Here is a 16051-nt window from a genome sequence, read left to right as displayed (position 1 = left end):
TGCGTACCTCCGTGGCGGTAGGGGCAGCACCCTAGCGAAACGGAAGGGCCGAGGGGCCTGCCTCATCGAGATGGTCGGTCCAGGGGTGGGCACCGTAGGCGCTGAGACGGGATCCCAGGCAGTCGGCTGATGGGTGGGCATTCCCGGGAGGGCAGCCGTCTTGTATGCGCGGGGATCTCCTACGCCCGTAGGGGCACAGCCGGCACCGGTGTCCCGGTGAGGTGTTGCGCCCGGCGGGCCAGGTGCGGGGCGAGCTCCGGGTGGGCGCCGCGGGCGGTGACCTGGAGCAGCTGAGCCAGGGCGACGAGTTCGCCGAGCCGTCCCTCCGGGGTGTCGAGGATGTGCGCGTACTCGCTGCGGATGCGCGCGGCTGTGGCGGGCCGGGTGAGGGTGTAGGCGTGGAGGAGGCCCACGTCGTACCCGGTGGGGAGGCGGCCCCACCCCTCCCAGTCGAGCAGGACGAGGGGGTGTGGTGTCAGGTTGCCCCAGTGCAAGTCTCCGTGGCCTGTGGTCCAGGAGTCGATCGTGGGTGCGGGGATGCCGAGGAAGCGGGTGAAGTTGCGGTCGATCCACTGCTGTCGTACGGCCTGACGGTCGGTCGGTACCGTCGCGGTGGCGGCGAGCGCCTTGCGCAGGTCGTCCCACCAGAACTGGGGCAGGTCCACGTCGGCTGTCAGGATCGGGCCGCCCGTTTGGAGCGCGGGCCGGGCGATGTATTCCGACAGTTCGGCGCGGTAGGCGATGGTGTCCTCGGTCCACTCGGTGACGTCGCGCAGGCGAGGGCGGGGTACGGAGCGAGGCAGGGCGGAGTCCGCCGCCGCAGTGCCGTCCCACAGGCGGGCGTTGCGCCTGTCGGCGGGAGCGCTGACCAGTCGCAGCCAGTACTGACCGGCTCGGCGGCCCAGGGTCCGGCCGTTCCATCCCCACGCTTCCGGGCCGGATGCCGAGACGCTGAGGACCAGGGCGGCTCGCTCGTGTGCTCGGCGCATGCGCCGGCGGCCGGACGTCTCGGCGGGGGGTGCGAAGACGGCCTGCGGGATGTTCGGTTCGGTCATGCCGGCCGTCCCGGGTCGTCCTGGTAGTCGCGTCCGGGCCAGGAGACCACCACGCGGCACCCGGCCTTCTCCACGACGTCCCCGGCCGGGAGTGCCGAGTCGGGAGTACCGGCGGGCAGTACCGTCAGCCGCGGCCTGCTCCGGTCCCGCAGGTCCCGGTCCCAGGTACGGACCGCGGCCGCGAGGGCATCCGCGGCGTCCTTGCCGCGGCCGTCCCCGTCGCCGCCCCCGTCCCGCCCGAAGCTCTGGACGCCGAACTCCCAGGTGGAGGCCCCGGTGGCCTCGTCGTGCTCGCGGCGTTCCGTCATCAGGCAGGCCAGCGCCCCGCCGAGGACGACCGCCGCGGCCCCGGAGCGCTTCGGCAGCCGTACCGGGCCCCGCCTGTCCGGGTCGCCTTCCATGCGGCAGAAGCCGTTCAGGGACGTGGCCAGCCACAGCTGAAGGTCCTCGAAGGATTCGCCCCCGCGCACCGTCACCCCCGTCCACAGCTCCGACCCGCCGCCGGCGACGGCGCGGGCCAGGCCGTCGAGCGGGGCGGGCGGGGTGTCCTCCCAGCGGATGCCGTAGCCGGTGTCCCCGATCGGGACCGGCGTGTCGTCCCAGCGGCCGGCGCCCTGCATGGAGACGAATCCGCACGGGCTGATGTGCGTGGAGACCAGCGCCGAGCCCTCTTTCCGCAGGCCGACGAGCCGCGTGAACCCGCCGATCCGCAGCGGTACGACCAGGTGCCCGCCCTCCGCGAGCCGGCCGGTCCAGCTCCGCGGCACGTCGTTCGCGGCGACGGTGACGAGGACGGCGTCGAAGCCGTTCGCCGGAATCAGGTGCTCCGGGGCGCCGTGGGCGCCGTCGCCGAGGACGAGCCGGACCCGGTCCGCGTACCCGGTCTCGGCGAGGAAGCGGCGCGTACGGACCTGCACGTACGGGTCGATCTCCACGCACACCACCGACCCGGCCGGCCCGACTAGCTCCGCGATGAGGGAGGCGTTGTAGCCGCCGCCCCCGATCTCCAGCACGTGCGCGCCCGGCCGGAGCCCTGCCTGCCGCAGCATGAGCGCCTGCATCTCCGGCTGGGACACCGAACTCGTCGACTGCCCCGTGCCCTCGTCGAACACGGTGGCCACCGCCTCGTTGGCGTACGCCCGGTCGAGCGGCTGCTCGGGCAGGAAGGCGTGCCGGGGCACCGCCTGGAACGCCCGCCGCAGCTCCGGGGTGTCGGTCCAGCCAGCCTCCGTGAGATCCCGTACCAGCTGCTCGCGGAGCCGCACGGCCGCGGGCGGCTCCGCGAACGTCAGTGGTACGTCGCCGGGCGGCCTCGGCGTGTGATGCGCGTCAGGGACGTCGGGCAGGAGGCCCGGCCAGACCACGTTCAGGGCTTGGGCGGACGTCGTGAAAAGCGGCTGCGGCAGGCCGCGCAGGGCGGACGGGGTGTGCCACTCCCAGCGGGTGATCAACTCGGGCTCGCGCGCCGCGGGCCGGCCCGTGTGGTCGGTGATGCGCGCGATCTCGGTGATACGGGTGAGTCCGTGGGCGGCGTCGCACAGCGTCCCCAGCAGGAGCACGGACTCCGGCCGGGCGTGGAGGCCCGCCTCCTCCGCGAGTTCGCGTACCGCCGTCGCCTCGAACGCCTCGCCCGGCTCCACCTTGCCCGCCGGGAGTTCCCAGACAGCCCGGGAGGGATTCCAGCCGAGGAGCACCTGACCGTGGCCGTTGGTGACCACGACGGCGACACCGGCCAGCGCGACCGGCTTCGGGGCCCACTTCTCGTGGTAGGCGACGGATCCGGTACGGGGCCCCCGCAGCAGCAGGATCGTGGAGCCGTCGGCCTCGATGCGCTCGGTGTGCTGCCAGCCGTCGGTGAGGAGGCCGATCTCGGCGTCGTCCAGGCAGATTCCGCGCTGCTCCTCCGGGTGCCGGCCGGCGTGCGGGGTGATCACACACAGCGTGCCGTCCTCGTGGAGCAGGGCGGCGAGTTCGGTGACCGTGCGGGTGCGGTCGGGCAGGTGGGCCAGGGCCCGGCGCATGGTGATGAGCCGGTAGCCGCCGCTGTCGGCCGGGGTGAGAGAGGAGAGGTCGCCGCCGCTGATGTCGAGCTGCCGGAAGGAGACCCCGGCGGAGAGGGCCCCGGCCCGCTCGACCGCGGACCGGGCCCAGTCCACCGCGTCGACCCGGTACCCGGCCGCGCCGAGGAAGCGGGCGAGCTCTCCGGTCCCGCAGGCCACGTCCAGGGCCGGGGCGCCCTGGACGTCCTCCGCCAGGGGCAGGTTCAGATGCTCGCTGAGGGCGGCCTTCTCGGCGTCGGTCAGGGGGAGGAAGTCGCGGCCGGACTCGTAGTGGGCGTGCCAGTCCAGGACGGTGTGCGTGGTGCTGATGGGGTGCGTGGTGCTCATGCGGTGCGTGCTCCGTATCCGTGTCCGTCTCCGCGCTTGTGTGCGTGTCCGTCCGCTTGCTCGGGAGGATGCGGTGGGGGCGGGGAGACGGGCCCGTAGAGGGCTGTTGGCGCGCCGGTCATCAGGGCCCAGTAGCGGTCCCCGAAGGACCAGTGCCACCACTCCGTGCCGTAGTTGACGAGCCCCGCGGCCCCGAGCGCGCGGCTCAAGGTGGCGCGGTGCAGCCGGGCCTGCCGGGGGATGCCGTCCGCGAGGGTGTAGCAGGCGCCCGCGCTCTCCTCGGGGTCGGCGTTGACCCGTGTTCCCATGTCCAGCTCGGCGCCATCGGCGTCCACGAGGGTCAGGTCGACGGCCGCGCCCGCGCTGTGCGGAGCGATCTCGGGCGGCGACACGTACCGGCTCGCCTGCGCCCGCAGCTCCTCCGCCGACCAGTCGGCGCGGACGGCCCGCAGCTCGGCCGCGTACTCCGTGAAGTACCGCTGCTGCAGTTCCGGAGGCCGGAACCCTTCTACGACGAGCAGCCGCAGGCCGTCGGGCAGGAGCGACTGGGCGTGTTGCAGCCGGTCCAGGACGCTTGAGCGGAGGTGTGCGAAGGCCCGCGCGGGATCGGAGCGGCGGTCGTCGAGCAGGATCGCTCCGTCCGCGGTGCGTACGTCGGTGAGCGGATCGCCGTTCTCGGCCACGGGGATCGCGGCCACCCGCGGATCGGACATCAGGACGATGCTCATCTAGACCTCCCAGTCCCAGGTGTCGAAGTACGCCGGGATCCCGGTGCTGCGTGCGTGCATGACGGCCTGGAGGCGGGTGTGGTCGCGTGGGGGCATCAGGTGCTGCCATTCGGGGACGGTCAGGGCTTGTACCTGGTCGTGTTCGTCGGGGTCCAGAGTGATGTCGGTGAGTTGTGCGGTGGTGAGCCGGCCGCCGTCGAAGACGAAGCCGACCGTGGCGAGGGGCCAGGCGCTGCCGGGGAGGCCGAAGACGCTGGCGAGGAGTTTCGGTGGGCCGGGGAGGTGGATTCCGGTTTCCTCGTGGCATTCGCGTACGGCGGTTTCCCAGGGGCGTTCGCCTGGTTCGGCGATGCCGCCGGGCCATTGCCAGGGGTGGGTGTGGGAGTAGGTGGCGCGGAGTTGGACGGGGCGGTCGTCGGGGTCGGTGAAGAAGACGGCGCCGAAGACGGTGGCCTTGGGGAGGGTGGCGGCGAATTCCTCGGGTGGGAGCCATTGCTTGGTCATGGCGTGGTCCCTTCGGTGGGTGCGGGGTGTCGGGTCATGCGCGTGAGTGCGGGGTCGGCGGTGAAGCCCAGTGCCTGGTAGAGGGGGGTGGATATGGGGGTGGACATGGGGTGGCGCAGAGCTCGTAGGTGAGGAGGGCGGCTTTGGCGTGGCCGTGGCGGCGGTGGGCGGGGTCGGTGGCGACCGCGTGGATCCGTACGGCCAGGCCCTTGGGGTACCTCGGGTCAGGGAGGGTGGCGTGGACGAGGCCGAGGGCGCAGGTGCTGAGGCCGCTGGTGGGGGAGCCGAGGACGTAGGCGCGGGCGTCGCCGCCGTGCCGGAGGCGTGGGGCGGAGGCGTAGGGCGAGCTGGTCGGCGCAGGTGGTGAGCCAGGCCGGGTCGAGGGGTTCGGGGAGGACGTTCTCCGAGCGCGGGCGGGCGATGTCGGGGGCGTCGGCGGGGGTGGCGAGGCGGGGTCCGGGTGTCGGCATCGGGTCTGCCTTCGCTGTCGGGGCGTATGGGCTACGTGGTGTGGAGGTGTCGCAGGGTGCGGTGGGCGCGTTCGGTCACTTCGGGGTCGTGGTGGCGGGTGCCGTAGGCGATGCCGGAGACGGCGTCGAAGGCGGCTTCGCAGTCCAGGCGTAGTTCCTCGGTGGGGGTGAGGTGGCGTCCGTAGCCGGTGAGGAAGGCGGTACGGAGGTCGGGGCGGCCGGTCCAGGTGTCGCTGAGGCGTACGAGGTCGCGGGTGGCGGTGTTGTACTCGGACCGCTCGAAGTCGAGGAGCTGTAGCCGGCCGTCGGGGGTGAGGAGGATGTTGCGGTACTGGAGGTCGCCATGGGTGGGTACGAGTGCGGGGCGCGGGAGGTCGGCGTAGGCGTCGGCCAGGGTCAGGACCAGGGCCTCGTCGTCTTCGGTGAGGTGGGGGCGCGCGGCTTCCAGGTGGCGTTCGATCTTGTCGGCGGCGGTCGCGGCCGTGGTGCCGGCGGGGCGTTCGGGGACGCTGTGGTGGAGGGTGCGGGTGAGGCGGCCGAGGTCGTGCTGGACGCGGGCCTCGTCGGCGGGGGTGAGGACCATGCCGTGCAGCGGGCGGCCGGCCAGGGCGGTGACGACGACGGCCTGCGCCGGGGTGTCGGCGGCGATCAGGCGGGGTGCGTGCGGGCCGAGGGCGGGCACCCAGGAGCGGTAGGCGGCGACTTCCCGGTCGTGGAACTTCCTTCCGCGGTGCCGTTTCAGGTACCAGGTTCCGCCGCCGGAGCCGGGACCGGGGCCAGAGCCGCCGTGGCCGGTGAGTCGCCATACCCGGCTGCCGGTGCGGAGCCAGGACACCTCCGTGGCTTGCTCGATGCGGCCGATGGCTCGTTCGGCGAAGTCCCGTAGCAGGTGCGGCAGTTCTGTCGCGCCGGGAGGGGGCGGGCCGGGCAGGAGACGGGTGCGGTCAGGGGCGGCCGGGTCGTACTCGATGGTGTCGCCGGGCCGTTGGAAGTGGACGGCGGCGGGCAGACCGCCGCGGTAGGCATTTAGCCCGGCGCGGCAGTACGCGACCATCGGCCCGGGGAGGGCGTCCAGGGGATACCAGTCCATGCCGTCGCAGCGGTCCGGCTCCATGATCTGCGGGTGGCCGGACCAGCGCCGTACCTCGAAGAAGACCCCCAGCTGGGAACGGGACCCGACAGGCGGGCGGTGGTGAACGGTGACGGCCGCAGTCACGTCCTCCGCCTCGATCAGCACCCCGGTCTCCTCGCGGGCCTCCCGGATCACGGCCGCGACCATGTCCTCCCCGGGATCCAGATGCCCGGACGGCAGATGCCACAGCCCCGAGGCGTACACCGGCCCGGCCCGCCGCGACAGCAACACCTCCGGGCCGTGCGCGCCACCGCCCCGGCGCAGGACCAGGTGCACGTCGACCGGCACCATGTGCCGCTCGGCGCCGCTCACCGGGCTGTCCCGGGGAGCGCGGTGCGCGGGCTGTCCTGGTGCGCGATGTCGTGGTGGTCGGTCGAATCGGACAGGGACATGGGCCTCCGATCGTGTGGCGTGGCAGGGGCCGTGGGGTCAGTCGGGCGAGAGGTGTCGGGGACCTGGCGCAGCCAAGGGACCGCAGTCTCCCGGAAGCTCTGCGTGACCGGGACCAGATCGGGCGAATTGCCCAGCGCGGAGAGAGTGACCGCGATGCTGTCGGCCCCGTCGTCGAGGGCACAGACCTGGCTGCCGCAGGCCGGGCAGAAGCCGCGCCGGGAGTCCGGCCAGGTGTAGTACCACGACGGCTCGCCGCCGCCAGACCAGATCAGGCCGGCGAGCGGGAAGGACACCCACGACATGACGGGCCCGCCTGACAGCCTCTGGCAGTGAAGGCAGCTACAGGCATGAGGGAAGTCCGGCTCACCGGCGACCGTGAACGTGACGAGCCCGCACAGACAGCCGCCGGATCGCGGTGTGGTGGTGGGGGAGGGGGCGGTCATGGGTTTGTTTCCTTCGTTTTCGTGGCGGGGTGTCTGGCGGGTTCGGTGGATGCGTCGTGGACGCTGACCAGTGGTTTTTCCGGTTGGTGGTGGCGGTGTCCTGGATCTCTGCGCAGGTGTCCCGCAGGCCACAGTGCGCCGTCGAGGCGGTCGGTGGCTCAGGAGCCGCAATCGGCCGCCGATGGCCAGGCGAGCGGTGGTTCAGAGACGGACACATTCCCCGCGCTTCGTCCGCTGGACATCCGCGTAGGTGGTGCTGCTGTCTGTCGGCGCGATGTCCTACTGCCGCCGCCTCCAGCGGCGTTTGCCTCCGTCTGGTGGCGGTCTTCGGGATGGCGGTCAGGACCCGCGGAACGGAGTGAGCATCGGCGAGCGCGCCAGCGAGAGCCCGCCGGGTTGCCGAGGCCAGAGGCTCCAGCAGGCTGGTGACCGTGCACGGCGCGAAGAGCCGTGCACCGCCAGCCGCCAGCCCCCGGCCGCGAGCCGCGTCGACCGTTTCCCGACACGACGGCCAGCCGGTGACCGAGCGCGGACTTTGTTCGCGGGTGGCGGTGCTGACGTACGCGTCCCAGCCCCCAGAGCCCCTCCCGGTTTGCTACGCGATCAGGCAGGCGAGGGATGCCATCACCCCACCGCCCGTCCCGATGTCCAGGACGCCCCCGCCCCGGGCGCAGCCCGAGACGGGACAGCAGCGGGGCGGTCGTGCCGGCCGTACCGGACACAGCCGTCATGGCCCCGCCCGACCGCGAGCCCGGCACCCGGCCAGAGAGCGGGCCGCCCCGCGCGGTACGGCGGGCACGTTCTGCCCGCCGTACCGCAGCCCGGACAGCGCGCCACTGCCCGCTGCCGCCCACGTACGCCTGCCCCATCAGCTCCTCCCGCCGAAGGACCGGGGACGAACGCGTCCGGCCACCAGGCGTTTCCAGCCCGGCCGCAACCCCTCCCCGAACTGCCCAGCCGGACCGGCCACGTACGTCCCCCTCTCTGCCCTCAGTCCCAGCCGAGTTCGGTGTACGGGCGTCCGGCCCGGATGCCCTCGATCGCGGCACGGGTGTACGGGACGATCGGCTCGGGGAGGGTGTCGGCGGGCCACCAGTCCCAGGAGACGCAACGGTCCGGCTCCAGGACCTCCGGCGTACCCGTCCACCGGCGCGCGCGGAAGACGAAGCCGACCCGGGGCTGGGCGCCGGGCCGGTCCACCGTGTGCACGACATGCGCGAGCTCGACGTCCTGCGGATCGATGCGCAGCCCGGCCTTTTCCTGCGCCTCCCTCACCAGGCAGGCCACGGCCGATTCCTGCTCGCAGTGGCCGGCGAGGAAGTGGTGTGTGCCGCCCGCGTACGCGGAGTCCGGGTGCCGCAGCCCCAGGAGCACCTGGCCGTCGCGTTCGAGGTAGAGGTGGACGCCGATGATGTGTGGGACGCCCCTGCTGCCCGCCTCGGGCGTCTCCGCCGTATCCGGTCCGCGGGCCGCGGATCGCTCCCCGTCCGGCCGGCTGCGGGAGGCGTGCTGCCGTACGAGCTCCAGCGTGCTGGGGCTCAGTCGCAGGCGGGGCATGGCCTCGGTGTCGAACCAGGCGAGCATCACGCCCTCGGTGAGGCGAAGGCCCGCCGGGTCTCCGTTCCACCGCGCGGTGAAGATCTGGACCGGTACGGTCAGGCCGTCCGTGCCGGTGGCGAGTTCGACGGCGAAGGGCTCCAGGGAGGCCGGCTCGATCCCCGCCTCCTCGCGGAGCTCACGGCGGACGGTGTCCTCCAGTGAGATGTCGCCCGGCTCGCGGCCGCCGCCGAGCAGGGCCCACGCTCCCGGTTCCCAGATGTCGGGCAGGTCGTCGCGCAGGTGGAGCAGGTAGCGGCCGTGGCCGTCGTGGATCAGCGCCGAGGCGTTGACGGGTTCGACGCGGCCGTCCAGCCCGGAGGTGCGGAGCTTCGTCCGCAGGATCGGGGACGTGACGTGGTCGAAGGACAGCCACTCGGCGGCCGAGACCTCCTCTCCCTGGAGCGTGATCTCCACCTCCTCCGGGACGAGGGCGAAGACGAAGCGGAAGTCGTAGTGCCGGTGGGCGGCTTCCCCCTTGTCCGGCCGGGCGTCGACGTCGTGGATGTCGATGTCGAAGGGGAGACGGCCGTACGCGACGGTGGTGCACAGGGCGCCGGGCGGAATGCCGGTCTCCTCGTGGACCTCGCGCAGCGCGGCCTCCAGCAGCGTCCGGTCGCCGTCCTCGACGTGTCCGCCCGGCGCCAGCATCTTGCCGCTGACCTGGTGACGGATGTGAAGCATCCGGCGGTGGCGGTCGACGACGACCGCGCTGCACGTGATGTGGCCAGGAAGAGTCGATCGCTCCGTAGGGGTGGCGTCTGCGGCTTCGAGTGCCTGCGCCAGGGGAGCCAGTTGCGCTGCTTCAGCGGGGTGGCTCGCCAGGTAGGCGGTGAGGAGGTCGCGGATGTGGGTGTTGGGCGGCGTCATCGTGTCCTCGCGGAGGGGCGGTGGGTGAGCGGGGGAAGGAGAGATGGCAGCGGGCTGGGCCGGCCTGCCGGGGGGAGGCGACCCGCCAACGCCCCTGGAGCGGCGGATGTCTGTGTCACGGCACCTCTCCCGTCTCCGCGGCGGGTACGGACTCGGTCCGCGGACCGGGGAGCGTTTCCGCGAAGGCGGCGGCCTGGATCCTGTACGCGTGCCGGAAGTCGCCCGTGCCGCTGCCCTCGTCCATGAGTTCCGTGAAGGTCCCGGACTCCGCGAGCCGCCCGTCCTTCATCACGTGGATGACGTCGGCGTGCCGTACGGAGTGCAGCCGATGGGTGATCAGTACGACCGTCTGACCGGCGGCGGCCAGGGCGCGGATCTGGTCGAAGACGCGCTGTTCCGCGACGGCGTCGAGGGCGCTCGTCGGCTCGTCGACCACCAGGATCCGGGCGCGTTTGTACCAGGCACGGGCGATCCCGACCATCTGCCACTCGCCGCCGGACGCCTCCTGCCCGCCCTTGTAGCCGCGGCCGAGCAGCGTGCCGAGGCCGCGCCGCAGACCGTCGACGAACCGGTCGGCGCCGGAGAACGCCGCGGCCTCGCGTACGCCCAGGTCGTCGATGGGGACGGTGGGGTTCCCGATGCCGATGTTGACCCGGACGGTGAACGGCCAGCGGAAGAAAGCCTGCGACATGAGGCCGACCCGCGCGAAGATCTGGCGGCGGTCTGCCTTCGCGGCATCGACGCCGCCCCACCAGATCGTGCCCCCGCCCTCGTCCGGCAGGTGCAGTCCGGCCAGCAGCTTGACGAGTGTGGACTTGCCCGAGCCGTTCGCGCCGACCAGCGCGATGACCTTGCCCATCGGGAAGGACAGGGACACCTCCCGGAGAGTCGGCTCCGGCCTCTCCCCTCCACTGCCCGGGTAGGTGAACGTGACCTTCTCGAAGCGGACTTCACCCACCTCCTCGGGCAGGTCCTCCCCGGTCTCCGGGATGGCCCGCGTCCTGGCCTCCGTACACAGGCGCTCGAAGTCGGAGACGAAAAGCGATTCCTGATGAAGGTCCGCCATCTGCAGAACGAGGCTGTCCAGGCTGGAGGACCCGGTACGGATGGCCAGGACGGCGGTGCCGGCGACCGCGAGGTCCATCCGCCCGCTCCACAGGAACAGCCCGAGTGCCGAGTACGTCAGGAGGGTGGCGACGCCGGACGCCCCGTCGGCGATCAGGCCGATCCTGGCGGCGCTGCGCGCCAGACGGGTCTGCTCGCGCTCGCTCGTCTCCGCCATCTCGTGGAAGTGACCGAGGAGGAAGGGCCCGACCTCATGGACCCGGACCTCGGCGGCCGCCTCCCGCTGGGTCAGCAGCTGCCCCAGCAGATGGCCGGCCCGGGCGTGCTGGACGAAGGTGTGGAAGGAGAGGTAGCGCTGCTTGGAGATCGTCAGGGACCTCCAGGCGCTGGGCAGGGTCATCAGAACGAGCAAGGGGAAGAGCCCGGCGTGCAGGACCGTGAGCACGCCCGCCGCCGCGATCAGCGAGATGCCCGAGTTCAGCGTGTTGGTGCAGTAGCGGATCATCCGGCGGGCGGAATCGGCGCCGTAGCGGGCGGCGTCCAGCAGGCGGTGGAACTCGTCGTCCTCGATGGCCGCCAGCTCGACCCGGTGCACCAGCGCCAGGTACTGCTCCGTGGCGACCCGCTGCACCTTAGGCTCCAGCTCGCCGGTCGCGGCCGTGGAGGCGGACCGCAGCAGCGAACCCAGCAACGCCACGACCGCGACCACCGTCAGCGCCGGGAAGGCGTTGGCCAGCCGTGCGTTCGTCACCCCGCCGCCGAGAATGTGGCCCAGGACGCTGTTGACCGCGACCAGCCCGACCGCCTGCGTGACCCCGCGCCCGACTTCGGCGGCGATGACCACGCGCAGCGCCCGAGCGTCGGCGAGGTGGGCGAGCCGCAGGCCGGTGGCGATCATCCGGGGTAAGCCCTTGGCCATGGTCCACAGGCCCAGCTCCAGCCAGGCACCCTCGTGCTGGTCCCAGCCGATGTCGTAGGCCAGCTCCCCGCCGAAGAGCAGCCGCTCCGACTCCGACACCTTCGAGGCGCCGTCCGCGCCTTTCCGCCGCCGGCTCATGCCGCCCACCCCGCTCCCGGCCTGGGCGAGCCCTGACGAACCGCTGCCGCCGCATCACCACGCTGCCGGAGCGGGCGCACGGCTCGCCTCGCGGCCCTGACCTGTTCGAATCTGAGGGGCTTTCGCCCGACTGCGGGGCTGGCATCCATGGCGTCCTCCAACTGGGTGGCGAGATGGCACTGGTGCTCTAGAAACGCTTCGGAACCCGGCCTGTAACGGCCACGAAAGGGTGAATATCTCGAACTCGGATACGAGTGGGGCGCGCAGGCCAGTCCCTGCGGGGGTCGACACTTTTGAACTCACACGTTCGAGTGGGAAGCCGCAGCACGACACCCGATCAGGGCCTTGCCCGACGGAAACGGGCCACCCGCCGACCACCTGCCGACCACCTGTCGACCGCCGGGCCTCGACACAGGCGGAAGGCGAGTCCGCGTGGTGCGGCGCAGTCTCGTTCAGCCGTGAAGGCTGCGCCTCGAACGCTTCTTGACGCCGCTGCTCAGCCCAGCGCGTTAAACTCCTCCGCCACTGCCCCGTACGAAGCTTCGACGCGGGCCTCATTGCCGAGGCGGTGACGCTCCAGCCGCAGCGCGCCGAGGTGGCGTACCGCGTAGAGGTGCCACCGGCCCCTCGTCCAGCACCTCCGCTCCGTCGCGTGCGGTGTCGGCGGCCCTGCGGAGGTCGGTCGCGTCCAGGCCGCAGCTTTCGACGTCCCCGGCGATCAGCAGGAGGGACCCGACCACGGCCTCGCTCCGCCGCGCGGGCCCGGTACCCGGCCCGACGGCACGCCGGACCACCACCTGGACCTGGCGTCCCGTCAGGCCCTGCTGACAGGCATGGTCGGGGCGCTCGATGACGTGCAGGTCTACGGGCTGTTGTGGGCATCGGGTCGACCGAGCACCCGCCAATCCGCGCTCAGCCCGGTCCTGTACGTCCGCTGCCGTACGTGCGAAGCCGCCCGTACGGAGCCCCGCCTACGACGCCCCCCGCACCCCCAGCGCCCCGCGCGCCAGCCCGCGCAGCCAGGCGTGGGCCTGGTCGGTGTCGTAGCGCTGATGCCACGACAGGTATATCGGCGCCGCCGGCAGTTCGAGGGGGAGCGGGAGGACCACCAGGCCGAGGTCGGCCACCGCTGACCGCGTCGTGGCCTCGGGGACGCTGATCGCGAGATCCGAGCCGCGCGCGAACTCCAGCGCCGCCGCCTCCGTGGGCGCGGTCGCCACCACCCGGCGGGTCAGGCCCAGTTGCGCCAGGGCATCGTCGACGGCGTTGCTGAGGTTGCCGCGGCGCGAGACGGTGACGTGTTCGACGTCGGCGTACCGCTCGGCGGTGACGGTCTTGAGGCGGGTGAGGGGATGCCCCTGCCGCACGACCACCACGATGCGGGTCTCGCCCACGCTCTCGGCCCGGATGTCCGGCGCGCCCGGGCGGTTGGCGTTCGCCTCCAGATCGACCGCGCCGCGCCGCAACTCGGGGGAGTCCGTGCTCGATTCGGCGACAAAACGCAACCGCACGCCCGGCGCCTGATCCCGCACCGCCGCCAGCAGCGCGGGACCGCCCAGGGCGACCAGGGACTCGTGCCAGCGGAGCGTGAACGTGCGCTCCAGCGTCGCCAGATCGAGCTCACGGCTCGGCGCCAGCACCCCCTGGACCTGCTGCAACAGCTCGTGCACCTGCTCCCGTACGGCGATCGCGTACGGCGTGGGGGTCATCGTACGGCCGGTGCGCACCAGGATCTGGTCCCCGGTCGTACGCCGGATCCGGCCCAGACTCCGGCTCATCGCGGGGGCGGTGACATGCAGACGCGCGGCCGCCCCCGCCACACTCCCCTCCTCCAGCAGCGCGTCGAGCGCGGCGAGCAGATTCAAATCCAGTTGCATGGGAGTAATCCTAGGCGTGCTTGACATGCATTTGAAGTTAATCAACGCCCTCTATACCTTCAAAGCACAAGCACAGCACAGCGCAGCACCGCACAGCGCAGAGCAGAGCGGCGGAGTACGGAACACACCGCACGCCGCATGCTCCGCAGACCCCACCAACCCCACCCCACCCACAGGAGTACCGCCATGTCCGAAACCCTCCAGACCACCACGCCCACCACCCCCACCGCCCCCGCCACCGACGCCGACCTGCTCGCCCAGACCGCGGCCGCCGTACGTGCCGCCGGCTCGGCCCTGACCGAGCGCTTCGGCGACGTGGTCCGCTACCGGACTCGCGAGGAGCTGATGAGCGCCCTCGCCGCCAACGACAACACCGCCCTCGACATCCTGCGCCCCCGCCTCACCGCCCTGCGCCCGGAGGCCGGCTGGGTGGAGGACGAACTGGACGGCGGGGCGCTGCCGTCCGGCGAGTGGTGGGTCGTGGACCCGGCCGAGGGCAACGTCAACCACCTCCACGCCCTCCCCGACTGGGCGGTGACCGCCACCCTCGTACGGGAGAACCAGCCGGTGCTCACCGTCGTCCACCTGCCGCTGACCGGCGAGACCTACACCGCGCTCACCGGCGGCGGCGCCCACCTCGACGGCCGGCCGTTGCGCGTCGCCCCGACCGCCGACCTCGGCCTGGGCATCGTCGCCACCAGCCAGGCCCGGCCGGACGAGGACGAGAAGGTCGTACGGCGCGTCGGCTCCTCGATCACCGCGATGCTCTTCGACGCGCTCGTCGTCCGCACCTCCGTGCCCGCCACCCTGCACCTGGTGAACGTGGCCGCCGGCCGCATCGACGCCTTCTGGCAGTTCGCCGGCGCCCGCGCCGACCTGCTGCCCGGTGCCCTCCTGGTCACCGAGGCCGGCGGGCGGATCTCCGACGCCGAAGGCCGCCCCTGGACCCCGCAGAGCGAGAGCTTCCTGGCCGCCGCCCCCGGCGTCCACGCCCAGGCCGCCGCGACCCTCTCCCGCTGACCCCGCCCCACCCCACCACCGCACCCCCGCCCGCACACACGGAAGGCCCCGATCACCATGAACACCACCACGACCGCCATCGCCGTCCTCGGAAACGGCCGCGTCGGCGGCAACCTGGCCGCCGCCCTCACCCGCGCCGGACACCAGGTGACCGTCGCGGACCGCACCCCCGGCGCCGCCGCCGACGCGGCCCGGACGGCCCGGATCGTCATCAACGCCACCCCGGGCGCCGGATCACTGGAACGGCTCACCGCCCTGCGCGAGGAACTGCGCGACACGATCCTCGTCGACGTCTCCAACGCCACGACCGACGGCCCGGACGGCCTGCCCGCCGACCTGCTCTACCCCGGCTCCAGCCTCGCCGAGCAGCTGCAGCAGGCCCTCCCCGACACGCACGTCGTCAAGACCCTCAACACCATGCTCTACCCGGTGATGACCGCACCGGCCATGCTCACCCAGGCCCCCGAAGCCTTCCTCTCCGGCGAGGACCCGCAGGCCAAGCAGACCGTACGCGCTCTCCTCACCGACCTCGGCTGGCAGCCGGAGTGGATCACCGACCTCGGCGGCATCCGCACCGCCCGCGCCACGGAGGCCGCGATCCTCTTCGTCCCCCACGTGATCCGCTCCAGCGGCTTCACCCCGTTCGCCGTCTCCATAGCCCGCTGACGCGGGCGGCCCCCTTCAGCCGACCTGGGAGGCCGCCCCCGCCGCACCCCTCACGGCCGCCGCCCCGCCCACGCCACGAGCCGGTCGATGGCCGGGGCCCCGGGGTCCACGGCCACCACTTCCGCGAAGGGGATCCGCCCGCCCCGGGTTTCGGCCGGCAGTGCGCGGCGTACGACGCCGATCACGCGCTCGATGACAGCCGGGTCCCACTCCACCTCCTGCCCGGTCGCCTGGGCCAGGTCCCAGGTGTGCACGATCAGTTCGTGCGTGTAGACGGCCGCGGCGGCCGCGCCCGGCAGGACGCCCATCGGCAGGCGCAGCTGCCGGCCGAGGATGCCCGGATCCGCCCACACCTCCGCGACCTCGCGCGCCCCCGGCCCCCAGGCCGCCGCCCATCCGCCGTCGGCGATCTCGTCGGCGAAGGACGGGACGCTGAACGGGTCCTCGCCGCGCCCGATCACCGAGATCCGGCGGACCACGGCGACGAGGTGGCTCGACAGCCGCCGTACGTCGAACTCCTCGCAGGGGGTCGGCGCGTCGTACTGCTCGGGCCGGACGGCGGCCAGCGTACGGCCCGCCAGCTCGACGGCCGCGGCGAGATCGGTCCGCGGATCGACGGACAAGGGGGCGGGGGTGGCGCCGGGGACGGTACCGCTGGAGTCGGACGGGGTCTCGTTGAGCTGCTCGATCTTGTTCATGACCTCATCCTGCAAACAAAAGTGGCCACCTCCTGGCCTGTTTCCCGAAGAGAATGAAAGACGACGCAACGGCGACACCCGCGAAAGAGA

At 72.6% G+C, this 16051-nt stretch carries 12 protein-coding genes; 2 read left to right on the top strand and 10 right to left on the bottom strand.

Annotated elements, in window-relative coordinates; genetic code table 11:
- Window positions 1-179: 179 nt before the first annotated feature.
- The 9 genes from ABZ873_RS06795 to ABZ873_RS06755 form a co-directional block, all read right to left on the bottom strand.
- Window positions 180-1055 carry a hypothetical protein gene (locus ABZ873_RS06795; RefSeq protein ID WP_360866271.1) on the bottom strand — a complete coding sequence of 292 codons (876 nt, stop codon included), beginning with the start codon at window positions 1053-1055 and terminating at the stop codon, window positions 180-182.
- Complete coding sequence (gene fxlM, locus ABZ873_RS06790) at window positions 1052-3442, bottom strand: methyltransferase, FxLD system (protein ID WP_360866269.1); 2391 nt, start codon at window positions 3440-3442, stop codon at window positions 1052-1054. Before fxlM ends, ABZ873_RS06795 begins: the two co-directional genes overlap by 4 nt.
- Complete coding sequence (locus ABZ873_RS06785) at window positions 3439-4170, bottom strand: M15 family metallopeptidase (RefSeq protein WP_360866267.1); 732 nt, start codon at window positions 4168-4170, stop codon at window positions 3439-3441. Before ABZ873_RS06785 ends, fxlM begins: the two co-directional genes overlap by 4 nt.
- Entirely contained in the window at window positions 4171-4674 is a 504-nt protein-coding gene (locus ABZ873_RS06780; protein WP_360866265.1) for an NUDIX hydrolase, read from the bottom strand.
- A gap of 501 nt (window positions 4675-5175) precedes the next feature.
- Window positions 5176-6588: an NUDIX domain-containing protein gene (locus tag ABZ873_RS06775; RefSeq protein ID WP_360866263.1), complete on the bottom strand. Its 1413-nt coding sequence runs from the start codon at window positions 6586-6588 to the stop codon at window positions 5176-5178.
- A complete protein-coding gene (locus ABZ873_RS06770; RefSeq protein WP_360866261.1) occupies window positions 6585-7112 on the bottom strand; it encodes a GFA family protein in 528 nt (175 codons plus the stop codon). The genes ABZ873_RS06775 and ABZ873_RS06770 overlap by 4 nt, the downstream gene beginning before the upstream one ends.
- A 990-nt stretch (window positions 7113-8102) precedes the next feature.
- A complete protein-coding gene (locus tag ABZ873_RS06765; protein WP_360866257.1) occupies window positions 8103-9578 on the bottom strand; it encodes an NUDIX domain-containing protein in 1476 nt (491 codons plus the stop codon).
- A gap of 115 nt (window positions 9579-9693) precedes the next feature.
- Window positions 9694-11700 carry an ABC transporter ATP-binding protein gene (locus ABZ873_RS06760; RefSeq protein WP_360866254.1) on the bottom strand — a complete coding sequence of 669 codons (2007 nt, stop codon included), beginning with the start codon at window positions 11698-11700 and terminating at the stop codon, window positions 9694-9696.
- 971 nt (window positions 11701-12671) lie between these two features.
- The gene (locus tag ABZ873_RS06755; RefSeq protein WP_360866251.1) at window positions 12672-13577 is read right to left on the bottom strand and encodes a LysR family transcriptional regulator; all 906 of its coding nucleotides are present in this window, start codon (window positions 13575-13577) and stop codon (window positions 12672-12674) included.
- A 186-nt stretch (window positions 13578-13763) separates the two neighbouring features.
- Here ABZ873_RS06755 and ABZ873_RS06750 point away from each other — a divergent pair, with 186 nt between their 5' ends.
- Window positions 13764-14597 (top strand): 3'(2'),5'-bisphosphate nucleotidase CysQ, encoded by an 834-nt coding sequence (locus ABZ873_RS06750; protein ID WP_360866248.1) that lies wholly within the window; start codon window positions 13764-13766, stop codon window positions 14595-14597.
- Window positions 14598-14654: 57 nt separating this feature from the next.
- Complete coding sequence (locus ABZ873_RS06745) at window positions 14655-15263, top strand: NAD(P)-binding domain-containing protein (RefSeq protein ID WP_360866245.1); 609 nt, start codon at window positions 14655-14657, stop codon at window positions 15261-15263.
- A gap of 50 nt (window positions 15264-15313) precedes the next feature.
- On the opposite strand, the gene ABZ873_RS06740 is transcribed toward ABZ873_RS06745, so the two are convergent.
- Window positions 15314-15961, bottom strand: coding sequence for a TIGR03086 family metal-binding protein (locus ABZ873_RS06740; protein WP_360866242.1), 648 nt, complete (start codon window positions 15959-15961; stop codon window positions 15314-15316).
- Between the last annotated feature and the right edge of the window lie 90 nt (window positions 15962-16051).

Origin of the sequence: Streptomyces sp. NPDC047014 (assembly GCF_040644195.1) — a bacterium.
Taxonomy (GTDB): Bacteria; Actinomycetota; Actinomycetes; order Streptomycetales; family Streptomycetaceae; genus Streptomyces.
This window is presented reverse-complemented; position numbering and strand designations above follow the sequence as displayed.